Source organism: Burkholderia sp. Bp9004 (assembly GCF_003858025.1).
GTDB lineage: Bacteria > Pseudomonadota > Gammaproteobacteria > Burkholderiales > Burkholderiaceae > Burkholderia > Burkholderia diffusa.
This window is the reverse complement of record NZ_QTQD01000014.1, coordinates 37,004-53,285: the sequence shown is the minus strand read 5'-3', so window position 1 is coordinate 53,285 and position 16,282 is coordinate 37,004. Positions and strand designations below refer to the sequence as shown.

The 16,282-nt window shown below is 57.9% G+C and carries 9 protein-coding genes; all 9 read left to right on the top strand.

Annotated elements, in window-relative coordinates; genetic code table 11:
• Positions 1-529 precede the first annotated feature (529 nt).
• The 9 genes from DIE08_RS17105 to DIE08_RS17065 are packed head-to-tail and all read left to right on the top strand — an operon-like array spanning position 530 to position 16,281.
• Entirely contained in the window at positions 530-1,696 is a 1,167-nt protein-coding gene (locus tag DIE08_RS17105) for a polysaccharide biosynthesis/export family protein (protein ID WP_124624992.1), read from the top strand.
• Between the two features lie 6 nt (positions 1,697-1,702).
• A complete protein-coding gene (locus DIE08_RS17100; RefSeq protein WP_124902636.1) occupies positions 1,703-2,518 on the top strand; it encodes an ABC transporter permease in 816 nt (271 codons plus the stop codon).
• Positions 2,515-3,177 (top strand): ABC transporter ATP-binding protein, encoded by a 663-nt coding sequence (locus tag DIE08_RS17095; protein WP_124902634.1) that lies wholly within the window; start codon positions 2,515-2,517, stop codon positions 3,175-3,177. The genes DIE08_RS17100 and DIE08_RS17095 overlap by 4 nt, the downstream gene beginning before the upstream one ends.
• Positions 3,174-4,346, top strand: a complete 1,173-nt coding sequence (locus DIE08_RS17090) for a chain-length determining protein (RefSeq protein WP_260436538.1) — start codon at positions 3,174-3,176, stop codon at positions 4,344-4,346. Before DIE08_RS17095 ends, DIE08_RS17090 begins: the two co-directional genes overlap by 4 nt.
• A gap of 14 nt (positions 4,347-4,360) precedes the next feature.
• Positions 4,361-5,479, top strand: a complete 1,119-nt coding sequence (gene wecB, locus DIE08_RS17085; RefSeq protein ID WP_124902632.1) for a non-hydrolyzing UDP-N-acetylglucosamine 2-epimerase — start codon at positions 4,361-4,363, stop codon at positions 5,477-5,479.
• A complete protein-coding gene (wecC, locus tag DIE08_RS17080; RefSeq protein ID WP_124902630.1) occupies positions 5,476-6,744 on the top strand; it encodes a UDP-N-acetyl-D-mannosamine dehydrogenase in 1,269 nt (422 codons plus the stop codon). The genes wecB and wecC overlap by 4 nt, the downstream gene beginning before the upstream one ends.
• Positions 6,741-9,011, top strand: coding sequence for a hypothetical protein (locus DIE08_RS17075; protein WP_124902628.1), 2,271 nt, complete (start codon positions 6,741-6,743; stop codon positions 9,009-9,011). The genes wecC and DIE08_RS17075 overlap by 4 nt, the downstream gene beginning before the upstream one ends.
• Positions 9,008-10,855, top strand: coding sequence for a BNR repeat-containing protein (locus tag DIE08_RS17070; RefSeq protein ID WP_124902626.1), 1,848 nt, complete (start codon positions 9,008-9,010; stop codon positions 10,853-10,855). Before DIE08_RS17075 ends, DIE08_RS17070 begins: the two co-directional genes overlap by 4 nt.
• Before the next feature lie 5 nt (positions 10,856-10,860).
• Positions 10,861-16,281, top strand: coding sequence for a glycoside hydrolase family 99-like domain-containing protein (locus DIE08_RS17065; RefSeq protein ID WP_124902624.1), 5,421 nt, complete (start codon positions 10,861-10,863; stop codon positions 16,279-16,281).
• Position 16,282: the final 1 nt, after the last annotated feature.

Below are 16,282 nucleotides of genomic sequence, written 5' to 3'. Positions count from 1 at the left end.
CGATTACCGCTTATTACCACGGGATCGCGGATGCGGACTGATCCTGTAGTTTTCGGACTGAATTCGGACGCGTCCGACTTCCATGCGATAATGCCGGCGTTTAGGAGACCTCGCGCTGTAAGTTGAGAGAACCTAAGCAGACAGTGCGATTGATTGAGAAGGATCGATCACCCCGATAACAGGCGCAGACAGCCGGCTGGCAAGGCCGGACGCGTTTTTCAGGCGCGCCGTTGTTTTGGTTATTTCCCGTGGTTTTCTGAAGTTCGTTTGCCATCGAGCCTGTATCCGTGGCGGAAATTGACATGCAGTCACAATTTCGTCTGCTGTCACAGAGAGGGGATTTGTTGCTTTTTCGGTCGCCAATGGCCGAAAGAATGCAAATTTAAGTGAAGAATTTTTGAGAGGTCGATGGCCTGATCGAGCTAATCGACTGATGAAAGAGCGACCGGGTGTTCGGGGGATGCGTTGATTGAGCGCCCGGGAAATGACGCTGGCAAATCAATAGTAAAAAGTCTTGGCCTCAAGATCCATGAAAAAGAGTTTATTGGCAATTTCCGTTCTTGCCGCCTTGGCGCTTTCGGGGTGTGGGACATTCCCGGACTGGATTCCCGCGTCCGGCGCGTCTCGCCAGAAAGTGCAGGAAGTGCCCGAGACAGGCGGGCGGATCGAAGGTATTCAACTGGTGGACGTCAACGATACGTTGGCGAGGAAACTTGCCGACAGCAAGAAGCTCGGCCAATTCGCGGACATCTTTCAGAGTGAGGTTACCAACAATTATCTGATCGGCCCGGGCGACGTCATCGAAGTGACGATCTGGGAGGCACCGCCGGCGATGCTGTTCAGTACGCTGGCGCCCGCGCAGCCGATGACGACGAGCACGTCCAATAGCGTCACGCTGCCCAACCAGATGGTGGCTTCGGATGGCACGATCACCATTCCGTTCGCGGGGCGGATCCTGGTCAAAGGGCGCACGACAGCGCAGATCGAGGCGAGCATCGTCAGCCATCTCAAGGGCAAGGCGAACCTGCCGCAGGTGCTCGTCAGCGTTACCAAGAACAATGCGTCGAACATCACGGTCGTAGGCGAAGTCAACACGAGCGCGCTGATGCCGCTGACCCCGAAGGGCGAGCGTCTGCTCGATGCGCTGGCATTTGCCGGCGGCGTGAAGCAGTCGGTCAACCGCATGGCCGTGCAGCTCTCGCGAGGCAGTGTCACCGCGACGATGCCGCTCGATTCGGTCATTCGCGATCCGCACCAGAACGTCGTGCTCAAGCCGGGCGATGTCGTGACGGCGCTCTTCCAGTCGCAGAGCTTCTCGGTGTTGGGCGCAACGGGCAAGAACGACGAGATTCCGTTCGAAGCACAAGGCATTTCGCTGGCCCAGGCGCTCGCACGTTCGGGCGGGCTCAACGACAGCCGTGCGGATGCGCGCGGCGTGTTCGTGTTCCGGTTCGAAGACGCGAAGCTGGTCGATGCGAAGGACAAGACGGTCAGGGCCATCAATGGCACCGTGCCCGTGGTCTACGAGATCAACCTGCGGGATCCCGCCGCATTCTTCGTGACGCAGAACTTCCCGATTCAGAATCGCGACGTGATTTACGTCTCGAACTCGCCCGAGGTTGAATTCAAGAAGTTCCTTACGCTCGTCGTGATGGTGGCCAGCCCGGCGGCGACGCTCAATCGGGAACTGGAGTAAGGCGCCATGTCGGGAAAGGTGCGTACTCCGTTCGAGGTCACGGTCTCCGTCTGGAGAGCCATGTTCCTGCGCGAGGCACTGGATCGGTTGTTCGAGGCGCGTGCGGCGTGGTTGTGGTTGTTGATGGAGCCCGTGATTTATATCGCGATACACGCGTTCGGATATACGACCTTCCGGATTCACGAGGTCGGCGGGATCGCGATAACCATGTGGATTATCGCGGGATTCATTGGTTTCCTGCTCTGGCGCCGCACGTGGATCCAGGTGTTGCACGGGATCGATTGCAACTACGCGTTCTTTGTTTACCGGCAGGTAAAGCCTTTTGATGCGGCGATCGTGAGGGCGGTGCTGGAGCTGTTTCTGATGGTTCCGATCTCGATCATCATCATCGCGGCGGCACTTGCTGCGGGGCGCGTGATAACGCCTGATCTGCTTAATCCGGTCTTGCTTCCGGCGGATCCACTATTGGCAATCGCGAGCCTTCTGGGGCTGTGGCTGTTTGGTCTGGGACTTGGATTGGTCACGTCGGTGGCGATGAATTTCGTTCCCGAGGTGGATCACGTCTTCAAGTTGTTTTATTTGCCGCTTTATTACATCTCCGGTGCCTTGTTTCCGATTATGTCGATACCCAATCCATATCGGGACATTCTATTGGTCAACCCGGTCGTGCATGGCCTTGAGTTGGTACGGACTGGCTTTTTACCTTCGTATCACACGGCACCCAGCGTCAGTCTGACTTATCTCTACGGGTGGGCTCTTGGCTCCATGTTGCTGGGTCTGGCGCTGTACCGTCGCTTTTCTAATAAATTGGTGACGCGATGATCTGTATTGAGGACGTCCATAAGCGTTACATGACCGAACACGGTGTCGGGAAGTGGGTGCTGCGCGGGATCGACATGACGATACCGCCAAAGCAAAGCGTCGCGCTGATCGGAGTGAATGGCGCCGGGAAGTCGACGTTGTTGCGCATCATCGGTGGCGTCGACCATCCCACCAAGGGGCGTGTCGAGCGGTTGTGCCGTGTGTCGTGGCCGATGGGAGCGGGAGGGCTCGAGGGAACGCTGACCGGACGCCAGAACGCAAAATTTGTCTGCCGAATTCACGGTCGGCAGGACGAACTCAGGGATCGGCTCGCCTTTATTCAGGATTTCGCCGAGTTGGGCGAGGCTTTCGACAGACCGGTTCAAACCTATTCGTCGGGGATGAGGTCGCGTCTGCAATTTGCATTGTCGCTCGCATTCGACTTCGACGTATATATATCCGACGAGGTCACGGCCGCGGGCGATGCGAAATTCAGAAAGAAAGCTGCTGATGCATTCAAGGGAAAAACAAGCCAGGCGAGTGTGATCATGGTTTCTCATGACGAAAGCACGCTTCGGCAGTTCTGTCAGTCGGGAATCTGGATTAATGATGGTCGCGCTTCCTGGTTCGATGATCTCGACGAGGCATTGCGGGCATACAAGGAAAATATTTTTGCATGAACAAGCAGCTATCCATCGGGAAAGGGGGCGTCATCGCTCGGCTGGTGGCCATTTTTAGAAAGGCCAAGGATGTCGTGTGCTCTGTCCGGATCTTTCGCCTGATTATCAAGGTGATTTTTATTTACGCAGTGCTATCCATTCCGTACTGGTTGCTGATCGCGTCTGATCGTTACGTGTCGGAGGCCAACGTCATCATCCAGACAACCGATCAAATCAGCAATCCGGGGGTGGATGTATCGTCAATCGTACCGGGTGCCGGCGGACCGAACCGTGCCGATCAGTTGCTGCTGCGCGAATATCTGTTGTCGCTCGACATGCTCAAGAAGCTTGATGCTTCTCTGGATTTGCGCTCGCATTTCAGCAATTGGCGCCGTGATCCCATTTCGCGGATGTGGCTCAAAAACGCGCCGACCGAATGGTTCTATCAGTATTGGCTGTCGCGCGTTGATGTTCAATACGATGACTATAGCGGGGTATTGCATATTCGAGCGCAGGCATACGATCCCGACATGGCACAGGCGATTGTCAAGCTGATGGTTCATGAGGGCGAGGCTCACATGAACCAGATCGGGCATAAGCTGGCGCAATCGCAAGTCGATTTCCTGGCGACGCAAGTGAGAGCGGCGCACGACCGGCTTCTGGATGCAACGCATACCGTAATCGACTTTCAGAATCGCAAAGGCCTCGTCGCTCCGCAGGCAACGGTGGAGAGTCTGAACGCGATCATCGACAAGCTCGAAGCGCAAAAAACCGATGTTCAGACCCAACTGTCGGCCCTGCCTGCGTCCCTGAGTCCGAATCAGCCTACGGTCGTGATGCTCAGGAACACGCTCAATGCACTCGAGCAACAGATTGTCCAGAAGCGCGCCGAACTCGCCTCGCCGTCGCGGAATACGCTCAACTACACCGTCGAGGAGTTCCAGCGTCTGCAAATGCAGGTTGGATTCGCTCAGGATCTGTACAAGACAGCCCTGGCGGCCTTGGAGAAGGGGCGGATGGATGCTGCGCGGACCTTGAAAATGGTCTCGATCATTCAGACGCCAACCAAGCCCGGCTATCCGACGGAGCCGGGACGGCTCTACAACGCATTTGTCACGTTGCTGGTTGCGGCTGCGCTGGCCGGCGTGGTGAAGCTGCTGGAAAGCATCATCATGGATCACGTGGATTGAGATCGGGGATGGCAATGAGAACCCTGATCGTGCTCGGAACGCGACCGGAAGCCATCAAGATGGCGCCGTTGGTCAACGTGCTGAAGAAGGATCCGGAGATCGACACGAAAGTCTGCGTGACTGCGCAACATCGGCAGATGCTCGACTCGATGCTCGGGTTCTTCCGTGTTCGTCCCGACTACGATCTGGACGTCATGGCCCCGGATCAATCCCTTCTGGGCATGACGAGCAGGGCATTGGCAGGCCTTGATTCCGTGTTGAGCGATGCTCGTCCGGATCTGGTGCTGGTACAGGGCGACACGTCGACAACGCTCGCCGCGGCGCTATCGGCACACTATCGGCAAATCAGTGTGGGTCACGTGGAGGCAGGCCTTCGCACCGGGAATATGTCGGCTCCGTGGCCTGAAGAAGCGAATCGCCGCCTGACGAGCGTGCTGGCGACGTATCACTTCGCTCCGACATCGCATGCGCGTGACAATCTCCTGCGAGAAGGTGTTTCGGAAGATCGCATCCACATTACGGGCAATACGGTCGTCGATGCCCTGTTGGAAACCGTGGCCGGCATGCACGAGGATGCTGTGCAGCGCAAGGCACTGGATACCCGATTCGCTTTCCTCAATTCGGAAAAGCGTTTGATTCTTGTTACCGGCCATCGCCGGGAAAATCTGGGCGAAGGGCACGAGGCCGTCTGTCTCGCGCTGCTGGAAATCGCGCAGCGGGGTGACGTCGAAATCGTTTTCCCGGTGCATCTCAATCCCGGGGTCAAGCGGCCGGTTCATCGTCTTCTCGCAAATATTCCTGGCGTGTTCCTGATCGAACCGCAGGATTACTTGCCATTCGTCTACTTGATGAATCGGGCCGCACTAATCATCACGGATTCCGGTGGCATTCAAGAAGAGGCGCCAGCCCTGGGCAAGCCCGTGCTTGTGACACGCGAGACGACGGAGCGACCGGAAGCTGTTGCGGCCGGTACGGCAAAGGTTGTTGGAACCGATCAGGCCGTGATCGTTGCGGAGGCAACCAGGCTGCTTGACGATCCGGCGAGCTATGCCGCGATGGCGCGAGCGGCGAATCCGTACGGCGATGGCAAGGCTGCGCAACGCATCCGCGATATTCTAGTGAGCACACGTTGAATACCATTTCAATCATCGGTCTTGGCTACATCGGCTTGCCGACCGCAACGCTATTTGCTTCCCGCAAGCGGCGGGTCATTGGTATCGATGTATCGCCGTATGTCGTCGATACGATCAACCGTGGTGATATCCACATTGTCGAGCCTGAACTGGACATCCTGGTCCAGGCGGCGGTGGGCGCCGGCTATCTGAGAGCGGCGACGCAGGCCGAGCCGGCGGATGCATTCGTCATTGCCGTACCGACACCTCTGACGCCGGATCACCGGCCCGATTTGAGCTGCATCGAATCGGCTGCCAAGTCGATCGCTCCCGTGCTTTCCAAAGGCAACCTCGTCATTCTCGAATCGACGTCACCGGTAGGCACGACGGAAATGCTGGCAAATTGGCTGGCCGAGATGCGTCCCGACCTCAGTTTTCCGCAGCAGGCGGGCGACGTGTCGGATATTCGTATCGCCTACTGTCCCGAGCGGGTTCTCCCCGGGCGCATCGTTCACGAGTTGGTTGTCAATGATCGTGTGATCGGCGGCATGACGCGCGCGTGTTCCGACGCAGCCGTCGCACTCTACAAGTCATTTGTGCAAGGTGATTGCATTGTCACGGACGTGCGCACTGCGGAGATGTGCAAGCTGACCGAGAACAGTTTTCGTGATGTCAACATCGCCTTTGCCAACGAGCTTTCGATGATCTGCGACAAGCAGGGCATCGATGTCTGGGAACTCATCAAGCTGGCAAATCGGCATCCGCGCGTGAATATCCTGCAGCCCAGTTGCGGCGTGGGCGGGCACTGCATCGCCGTCGATCCCTGGTTCATCGTGGACAGCGCGCCGGACGAGTCGACGTTGATCCGGGCCGCTCGTCATGTCAATGATGCCAAGCCGCAGTGGGTTATTCGCAAGGTGAGCGAGGCCATTGTCGAGATGACGAGGTCTGGCGCTACGCGCGGCGATGTCCGCATCGCGTGCCTTGGCATTACATACAAGGCGGATATCGACGATTTGCGTGAAAGTCCGGCGCTGCAAATTGCCGAAATTCTGGCCCGAAACCATCCCGGCAAGGTCATGGTAGTAGAGCCGAATCTCGCAGAGATGCCGGAACGCTTGGCGAGTTCGGGATTGGTTCTGGCAACGCTAGACGACGCAATCTCGCGAGCCGACATATTGGTCTTGCTGGTTGATCACGCTGAGTTCAAAAGCGTGAAACCTGGCTGGAGCGACCGAAAGGTGCTCATCGATACTCGCGGTATTTGGAAGGGCATAAAACAATGATCGAACAAGAAAATTCGACCACCGGGGTCAATGTTGAATCTCGCCTCAAGGAAATGAAAGAGGAAAACGAGATTCTGCTACTGCAACTTCACCAGGTTCAGGAAGAGCTCGAACACCACTATCAGCAGAAGAGAGCTGCGGAAGAAGGTTGGTCGAGCGGGGCGTTGGGAAATGTCGTGCCGGTCGCGGGCAGGATCGATGACGAGTTGCACAATGCCTTGGCCGAAAATCAGCGCTTGCGTGCGCTGGTGAACGCGCAGCGAAAGGTTCACCGGCTTGAAAGGGAAAACGCCCTGAATATCAAGCTCGGGAATCTCTTGATTCAAAGCGTCGATTCGCCGAAGACGTTGTTCTCCGTACCCGGCGCGCTCGGGAAGATCTGGCGCAGCTATCGTCGCCAATCGCCTCCCGAAGTGCTGGGCGGGAAGGCGTTTACGAAGGTCATTGCCGCATACGGCGAGGGTGGCTTCGAGGCGGTGGAAAAGCTGATGGCCGGCAACTCCATTTCACCGGTCGCGCGCGCGAATGGCTATACGACGCTCGGGCGTCATTTGATGAATAGCGATCGCGCTGGCGCGGCAGAGGCAGCGCGACGCGCATACTCGCTGGAGCCGAAGCCGTTTCGACTGAAGTGGCTCGCCTTCCGGCTTCATGAGGCTGGCAGCCTTGCCGAAGCGGAGGCATTGCTGGACATCCTGCCGTCGGATACGAAATTCAGCGATTCGGAGGCTCGCCAAGCGAGCGAGTTGCGCTATGAGGCCAAGCACGCTCGTCAACGCGAAGCGAAGCAGCGTGCCAGATTCGCTGAACACTGGGACGAGATCGAGAAGCAACTGGACGGCCTTGCTCGAGCGCGTGACGAGAGCGCGCAATTGCTTGCCGAACGTAACCGAGAAGTTGAGGCGCTGACGCGGATCAATGCTCAGTTGACGCAGGAAAAGTCAGCATTGGCAACGCACCCGGAAAAGGCGTTGGAGCATTCCAGCGTCCGAGACCAGGAAGTCGATGCGCTTAAACAGGCCAACGCGCGCCTTGAACGAGAAAAATCTAATCTGGAACGAGAAAGAGCAGACCTCGAACAACAAAAATCTGGCCTCGAGCGAGAAAAGTCCGAGCTTATTGCTCGCCACGAAAATGCTGTCAGACAGATGACCGAGCGTACGCAGGAAGTTGAAGCCCTGAGGCAGGTCGAAGTGCGATTCGGGCTGGAGCGCTCCAGGCTCATCGAACAGCATGAGAGAAACGTCGAGCATGTCGGCGAACTCTGTCAGGACGTTAGCGACCTGACGGAGGCTAAAACGCAACTGGAAGAAGAACTGCTTGCCTCGATTGCCATGCATGAGGAAGTGATCGAGCAACTGATGGCGTGTAGCCTGGAAGTCGAGACCATGAAGCAGGCCTGGGCTCAGCTGGAACAGGAAAAACTGTCTGCATTGGCGCAACACGACGAGATCAGCGCGCAGGTGGTTGCGCGAACAAGGCAGGTCGAAGCGCTGGAACGGGTCGCGATGCGGCTCGAACAGGAGAAGACGGCGCTGGAGAGGCGGCACCAGGCGACGCTCCGGCAGACGACCGAGCAGGCGCGGCACGTCGCGAATCTCGAGCAGATGGCTACGCGACTGGAGCAGGAAATAAGTGCGCTGACTGCACAGCATCAGGCGGAGATTGCGGCGCAGGTGGCCGAACGGGCGCGAGAAGTCGATGTCCTTGCACAGGATCGGGCCCGTCTCGAACGCGAAAATCTGGCGTTGGCCGCGCGGTACGAAGACGTCTTCAAACACATGGGCGAGCGCGATCGTGAAATTGAACTGCTGACGCAGGTCAAAGCAGCTCTGGAACAACAAACCTCGTCACTGACGACCCAGCTCCAAGATGCCAGCGAGCGTGCGGCCGAGCGTTCGCGCGAACTCGAGGCGCTCAAGCAAGCCAATATCGTGTCCGAGCGTGAGCGGCAGACGTTGGCGGAGCGGCATGAACATACCGTCAAGCAGGAGGTCGAGCGCAATCGGGAGATCGAACTTCTGCAGGTGGCCAAGAACCAGCTGGAAGATGAAAAATCGACCTTGATGAGTCAGCACGGCGAGTCCTCTCGACTGGTGGCGGAGCACGTCGAGCGAATCAACGCGTTACAACAGCAACTCGACAATCAGCAGGAGAGCGATGCGGAGTTGAAGGCGCGTCAGAGGCTGGTGCAGGAAGAGATGATTCGAGCGGAAGCGCAGCTTGAGCTGATCAAGGACATCCTGCTTCGAGAGCCAGAGCTATGAGAAAGAAGTCGGTGAACGTGCGCTACAAGGCACTGGCACAGCAACGTGCGCGGCCGGCCGAAATTGTCGAGGTTCGGCCCGAGCAAACCGTCATGCCTTACGACGAGAACTTGCTAGAACGAGCCCGTACCCAGTGGCAGTTTGGCGATTGGCAAAGCCTCGCCAGGCTGGAGCGCGCCACCCTGCAACACCATCCCGAGCGAGCCAAGCTGGCGTTGCTCGCGGCATCGGGGCGTCTGCAACTCGGGAGGTTCGCCGAGGCCAAGCTGTATGTTCGGCTGGCTCGGGACTGGGGCGTCAGCGAGCGTCATCTTTGTCAGATTCTCGTCGCGGGTGTCCATAACAGCCTGGGGCGTGCCGCTGTCGTCGCAGGGAGTTTCCCCCGGGCATTGAAACATTTCGAATCGTCTATCAGGGTCGGTGCGCCTGGGTCGGACAAGGTGCTGCTGACTAAAGCGCGAGTCAGTCAACAATGCCAGGAGCTTGGCATGAGTTCCGCCTATCTCGACGGTGACGCAAGCGGTGCACTGCGCGGACTTCCTCATGCGAATTCCGCGTTCGAGGTCGTCACGCTGTCCAAGCGCCATCTCGGTGAGGCGTGGGCGGGTAACACCATCAATACCGTCATTTTCCGGCATCACGGAATCCTGACCCATCTGGACTGGCAGATTACTGCGTTCTATGTCGATTCACGCACGCTGCGCATTGTTCAGCGCAATCTGAAGACGGAAGCGATCGAGAGCCATGATGTCGAAGGTGCGTACGACCTGAATGACGCACACAACAGTATTAGCCTTGGCGTCGACCGGAGTGGTCATATCCACCTGTGTTACGGGCATCACGCTACGCGATTGCGCTATCGCCGAAGCATCCGGGCCAACGATATCAGCGGATGGACGGACGAGCTTCCGATGACGGGGACGTCCGAGGAACGGGTGACATATCCGACCTTCGTTGAGCCGCATCACGGGTTTCCGCTCGTCTTGCTTTATCGTGACGGCGTGCACGATAGCGGAGACGCTCGCCTCAAGGTCTATGACGAAGAGACCGAGAGTTGGTCGGATCGCCCCTTGCCGATTCTGAGCGGCAGGGAGTCGAAGCCATGGACGAGCAACGCTTACTGGAACCATCCTGCCATCGGCAGCGACGGAAGCCTGCATCTCAGCTTCGTATGGCGCACGCATACGCTCGGTGAGGAAAACCTCATCAACAACGTGAATATCGGATACGCATGTTCATTCGATAACGGCGTCACCTGGCAGACTTCAAAGGGGCGAGTCTATGAACTTCCGATCACTCAGGTAAATGCTGAAATCATTTATCCGATCTCGCCTGGAAGTAATCTGATCAACCAGTGCAGCATGGCACTGGACAGCCGAAATCGTCCGCACATTGTTTTCTACGCGGACGATTCGGGCGGAATTCCGCAGTATCAGCATTTGTACTTCGATGGTGCGCAATGGCGACATCAGATCATATCCGCGCGCACTCAGCCTTTTGCATTGCGAGGGAAGGGGACGCTGCAAATTCCGATAAGTCGCCCAGAAGTCGTTGTCGATCGATTCGACAACGTATACGTCATCACTCGCGGAGATCATAGTCGCGGTCGAATGGCGGTGACTTTTCTAGCGGCACCCGACTACCTTTGGTCGGAAAAAAACACACGATTCATTCTGAATGAGGATCTCGGCTTTGCCGAGCCAATCATCGATCGAACTCGCTGGGAAAATGAGAGTGTTCTCAGCCTGTTGTTGCAGCGTAACGAGCAGCCGGCACACGACCTTGACTGTCAGGTTGTGAACTCTGCAGTCACGTTGTTGGACATCAAATTCACGAATAACTAAATGCGATGAACAAGAATATGAAGACGCCGCTCGCACTTGGCAATGAATACATGCGCTCGGGGAAGTACGAAGAAGCCATTCGGAAATATACCGAGGTGTTGATCACCACGCCGGGGCTTGCCCGGATTGCGTCGGCGAACCTCGGGCTTGCGAAGCAAAGATATCGAACGAGTCGCGATGAGGCCGACAGACCGCGAGTGGGTGTCTGCAGCTGGGAGCTTGCACATAATTCGGCTGGGCGAGCCTATACATTGGCGATGCTGTATGAGCGATTCGCCGACGTCGAGATCATCGGCAGCCTCTATCCGAAGTTCGGGCGAGAGATCTGGGGGCCGATACAAGAAACCGAAATCGCGAAGCACGCCATCCTGGTCGAGGACGAGGCGCGATTTGTCGAGCAAGCCATCGAACTGGTCGTTGCGCATCCCTACGATATCGTGCATCTCTCGAAGCCGCGCGGCCCCAATGTCCTGTTTGGCGCGCTCTACAAGCTGATCTGGGGTGCGAAGGTACTGATGGACGTAGACGACGAGGAGTTGGCGTTTGTCCAGGCTGAGTCGCCTATCAGCATCGCTGAGTATCTGGCCAAGCATCAGCAGCTTCCCAAGGTGAACCTGACCGGACAGGACTGGACGCGAATTGCCGTCGGCATGGTGAATCTGTTCGACGGGGTTACCGTTTCAAACCCTGCATTGCAGAATCGATACGGAGGCCAGATCGTTCGTCACGCTCGCGACGAAAATGCCTTTGTTCCTTCGCCTGAGTTGAAGGCCAGGAGCCGGAAAAAATACGGGCTCCCCGCGGACAAGAAAATCGTCCTGTTCTTCGGCACGCCTCGGCCGCACAAGGGGCTGGTTGAGACCGCCGAAGCAATTGCTGCGCTCGGGCGGAATGATGTCCTGTTCGCAATCGTCGGAGACTTCCCGGATCAGTCACTGAAGGAGACGCTCAAGCAGGTCCGTGGTTGCCAGACAGCATTCATCGCCAACAAGTCTTTCGCCGAAATTCCCGCAGTCGTCTCGATGGCTGACGTTTGCGTCTTTCTGCACGACGGTGGGTTGGCCGCGCAGTTTCAGGTTCCGGCGAAGCTCACCGATGCCGTTGGGATGGGCGTCCCCGTCCTTGCGTGCGACTCGCCGGCAATGGCCGATCTGTTCGAGTATGACGACGTTTCGAAGGTTTCGATCGACAAGCTGACGCAGGCGCTGGGAGCGGTGTTGAGTGCCGCCGACGGAAACCGGCCGCAGGACAGCCGCCGGAGCGCGCTGTTTCATGACGTCCTGTCGGTGGGGGCGAACGCTGTCGAGCTCCGCAATTGGGTGACGGATCTTCGCTGTTCGGACGATGCTGAAATCGTTCGGCTCTTCGGCCATTTGATCAATCAAGGGCGCGAGCGAGAAACAACCGTCGATACGATTCGGCCGGACCGAGGGGGCAACGACGTCGTTACGAAGTCGAACGTTACCCATCGGAACAATCAGCCGCAGTTCAGGTTGGGAAAGGACGCGTTCATGTTGCGCGGACTGCGTCCCATGGCCTCGATCGCCGTCGTGGCAAATGCGATGAACGACGAAGCATGGGAGCGTGTGAGACGGACGCTTCCGGCCATCGGCCAGCGACACGATTTGTTTGTGCTCGGGTTCTCCGACGTTGAGCACGTCAATTTCGGCAACCTGACGGCATCCGTGACGATCGTGGGTGACGGCGATGGTGACGGGAACGCCCAGCAATTTCTTCGACTGGCCGGATCGAACGTATTCGACGACTACGCGGCCGTTCTGTGGCTGGCGCCCGGCGAGGGCGACGACGAACTTTCGGACGTCGCGAGCCGGGCGGCCGAATTTATCGCGGATTCAGACTGGGGCATGCGCGCGAAGCGGTTCGTCTCGCTTTCCAAGGAGGGCGGCAATCAACGCGTGATCGACGGCGTGAAGATCGCGCTGTCGCGCATCGGGCTGAGCCTTTCCGATGAGACGATCACGGTGCCGGTTGGAGCCGAAGTATGGCTCAAACCTTTGCTGCTGAGAGGGCTGGCTTCCGCACTCTGGCCGAGTGAACTGGTTGGCGACAAGAACGCTGCCAACGGGTTTCCCGGACGTCCGACGGTTCTCGGTGTGTTGTCCGTGCTGGCAAGACTCGGGAATCTGGTTGTCCAGCCCGAAGCGGGCAGAGGCGTCCAGCCCGTTCAACCCGCTCGTCCTCGGACGTTGAAGACGATCGCGTTCTATCTCCCGCAGTTTCACCCGATCCCGGAAAATGATTTGTGGTGGGGGAAAGGGTTCACGGAGTGGACTAACGTCACACGCGCTCGGCAGTTGTTCAGAGGCCATTATCAGCCACGCGTGCCGACCGAACTCGGATACTACGATCTGCGTCTCGAGGAGACACAGGTTGCGCAGGCCAAACTGGCCAGCGAATTCGGCATTCACGGGTTCTGCTATTACTACTACTGGTTCGATGGCAAGAAGCTGCTGAATCATCCGATCGAGCAGATGGCCCGATCCAAGAATATCGACACGGGTTTCTGCGTTTGCTGGGCCAACGAGAACTGGTCACGGAACTGGGACGGCCAGAACCGCCACGTGCTGATGGAGCAGACCTATACGCTCGAGAGCAATGTCGCGTTGATTCGGGAATTGATCCCGATGATGAAGGATCCACGCTGGATTCGTTACGACGGCAAGCCGGTCATGATGGTGTATCGAATTTCGATTATCCCGAACTGGCTGGAAACCGCCGCCGCGTGGCGAGAGGAGTGCCGCAAGGCGGGTCTGGGCGAGATTCACCTGTGCGCCGTTCGATTCGGGCTGGAAACGTTGCAAGGTTCTCCTGAGGATTACCGGCTCGATAGCTATGTGCTGTTTCCGCCTCACGAAGCGGAACGCGTGGACCTGCGCGACAAGGTACTCGACCTGCACAAGAATTTTGGCGGTCAGATCTTCGATTACTCGGCAGTGGTCGAGGGCGATGTCGCGAAATTTGGCGACGGTTATTCGTGGCCGGTGCACCGAGGAACCATGCTGGGCTGGGACAATACCGCTCGCCGACTGACCGATGCGCGCGTGTTCCACGGAGCGACGCCATATGGCTTCCGTCGCTGGATGAAGAGCATTCTTGAGCAGGAGCAGCGTTTCAATCAAGGCAACGAGTCGCTCGTCTTCGTCAACGCGTGGAACGAGTGGGCGGAGGGCACGTATCTTGAACCCGACCAGCGTTGGGGACGCGCCTATCTGAAGGCCTTTGCTTCGGCCGCCGAATCCGTCGCGGGCATTACGCCCCAGGTATTGCCTGCAGGGATCGCTGCTTATCCGAGAGAAACGGATGTACCGGTGCTGCCGGGAAATGCGCTTTCGGATTCCAAGGACGCCATCACGGATGGGAAGCCGCTGCCTTCGGTTGTCTGGCATGAAGGGCAGCGGCGACCGAATCCTGATTGGCCGACCGTGATGCTCTGCGCGCACATCTCGGGCCATCATCTGTTCGGCGGCGAGCGGAGTCTCCTGGATGTGCTGAGCGCGTTCGCCGAGCAATCCGTCAATGTCGTGATGACGCTGCCGTCTGGCGGAAACAAGGTTTATATCCGCGAAATATGCGAGCGCAGCCTCGGCGTATATTGCTTCCCCTATCCGCAGTGGAAGAACAACCGGGACAGCAAGGCTTGGTTGACGGTGACCTTTGCAGACATCATCGCGCGTCACGCGGTCGACGTCGTGCATGCGAACACCATCGTGCTACTTGAGCCGCTGGAGGCCGCGACGCGCATGGGCAGGACGCGGGTCGTTCATTCGCGCGAGCTGATTTCGCTTGACGATCCGTTGCGTGAACAACTTGGCCTGACGATCAGCGAGATCATCGGGCGTGTATTCGAACGTTCGGACTGGGTGATTGGAAATAGTCGTGCCACGAGTCAATTGTTTTCGCGTCCGGAAAAGACGCTTTACGTACCCAATGCGGTGACGCTGAGCGATTTCGAACTCGGGAACAAGTTCGGCAACACGATCAAGTTTGGCATCGTCAGTTCGAATATCCCGAAGAAGGGCGTGGAGGATTTCGTCGAGGTGGCGCGGCGAGCCGCGGCACGGACGCCGCGAGCACGCTTTGTGGTGGTCGGGCCGGTGAATGCCCAGGTCAAAAAGTGGCAGGAAGAGGTCGAGTCTGGTGCGCGTCCCGATAACCTGATCATTGCCGGCTATGCCGAACATCCGCGCAAGGCGATGTCGGAACTGAACGTTCTTCTCAATCTTTCGCACTTTGCCGAGAGCTTCGGTCGTACAGTCGCCGAGGGAATGGCTGCTCGCCGCCCGGTTATCGCCTACGACTGGGGTGCGTTGGGCGAACTGGTGCAGCACGGAAAAACGGGCTTTCTCGTGCCTTACCGCGATATCGACGGCGTCGTGGACGCTGTGGTGCGTTTCTGCGAAAACGACACGCTCGTTTCCGAAATGGGGCAGGCTGGTCGATTGTTTGTCGAGCAGCATTTCACTCAAGACAATTTGAAGGCCGCGCTTTCGGACGGCTATGCAAAGATCTTCGGTCGGGAAGGGTTGCTTCCGAGTGACAACAAGACCCCTGCCGTTGTCGCGGCACGAGCGATCGGTTATGCGCGACCGACGACCGTGGTCGTACCCGTCTATAACGCAGTCACCGCAGTTCGCGACTGCCTGCAATCGGTGCTGAAGCATACCGATCTGACCCGGGATCGGCTGATCGTGATCGACGACGGCAGCCCTGATCCGGGCATCACACCGATGCTGGAAGAGTTCGAGGGTGTGCCGGGTGTCCTCATCCTCAAGAATGACGTGAATATCGGTTATACCAAGACGGTAAATCGCGGGATTCGCGAGGCGGGCGACAATGACGTCGTGTTGCTGAACTCGGATACGGTTGTAACGCCGCGCTGGCTCGAGGGGTTGCGAGCTGCCGCCTATAGTCGCGAGAAGGTGGCAACCGTTACCGCGATGAGTGATAACGCAGGAGCGTTTTCATTCCCGAAGTTCAACGAATACTGTCCGCGTCCGGCGCATCTGAGTCATGACGAATATGCGCTCATCGTGACACAGGCAACACAGGCATGTGTTCCGCCGGAGGTGCCGACCGGGTCGGGATTCTGCATGTACATTCGCCGAGCGCTGATTGACGAGTGCGGGGCGTTTGACGAAGAGGGTTTCCCGCGGGGCTACGGAGAGGAAAACGACTTCTGCATGCGTGCCTACAAGGCTGGGTGGCGCAACCTGATTTCTCCCTGGTCGTTCGTCTATCACATTCGAACGGCCAGCTTCAAGGGAGAAAAGACGGCCTTGGTCAAGGCGGGTGTGGATGTCGTGACCCGGCGATATCCCGAATACGCCGGACTCGTGAAAGCAGCCTTTGCGGGCGCCGAGATGGGACGCGTTCGCGAAGCGGCCGGATCGGTGGTGAACGGCTGAG

Excerpts from the sequence above, each read along its gene's own strand:
- DIE08_RS17090 (WP_260436538.1), top strand. The coding sequence starts at position 3,174 with ATGAACAAGCAGCTATCCATCGGGAAAGGGGGCGTCATCGCTCGGCTG.
- DIE08_RS17095 (WP_124902634.1), top strand. The coding sequence starts at position 2,515 with ATGATCTGTATTGAGGACGTCCATAAGCGTTACATGACCGAACACGGT.
- DIE08_RS17075 (WP_124902628.1), top strand. The coding sequence starts at position 6,741 with ATGATCGAACAAGAAAATTCGACCACCGGGGTCAATGTTGAATCTCGC.
- DIE08_RS17105 (WP_124624992.1), top strand. The coding sequence starts at position 530 with ATGAAAAAGAGTTTATTGGCAATTTCCGTTCTTGCCGCCTTGGCGCTT.
- DIE08_RS17070 (WP_124902626.1), top strand. The coding sequence starts at position 9,008 with ATGAGAAAGAAGTCGGTGAACGTGCGCTACAAGGCACTGGCACAGCAA.
- wecB (WP_124902632.1), top strand. The coding sequence starts at position 4,361 with ATGAGAACCCTGATCGTGCTCGGAACGCGACCGGAAGCCATCAAGATG.
- DIE08_RS17065 (WP_124902624.1), top strand. The coding sequence starts at position 10,861 with ATGAACAAGAATATGAAGACGCCGCTCGCACTTGGCAATGAATACATG.
- DIE08_RS17100 (WP_124902636.1), top strand. The coding sequence starts at position 1,703 with ATGTCGGGAAAGGTGCGTACTCCGTTCGAGGTCACGGTCTCCGTCTGG.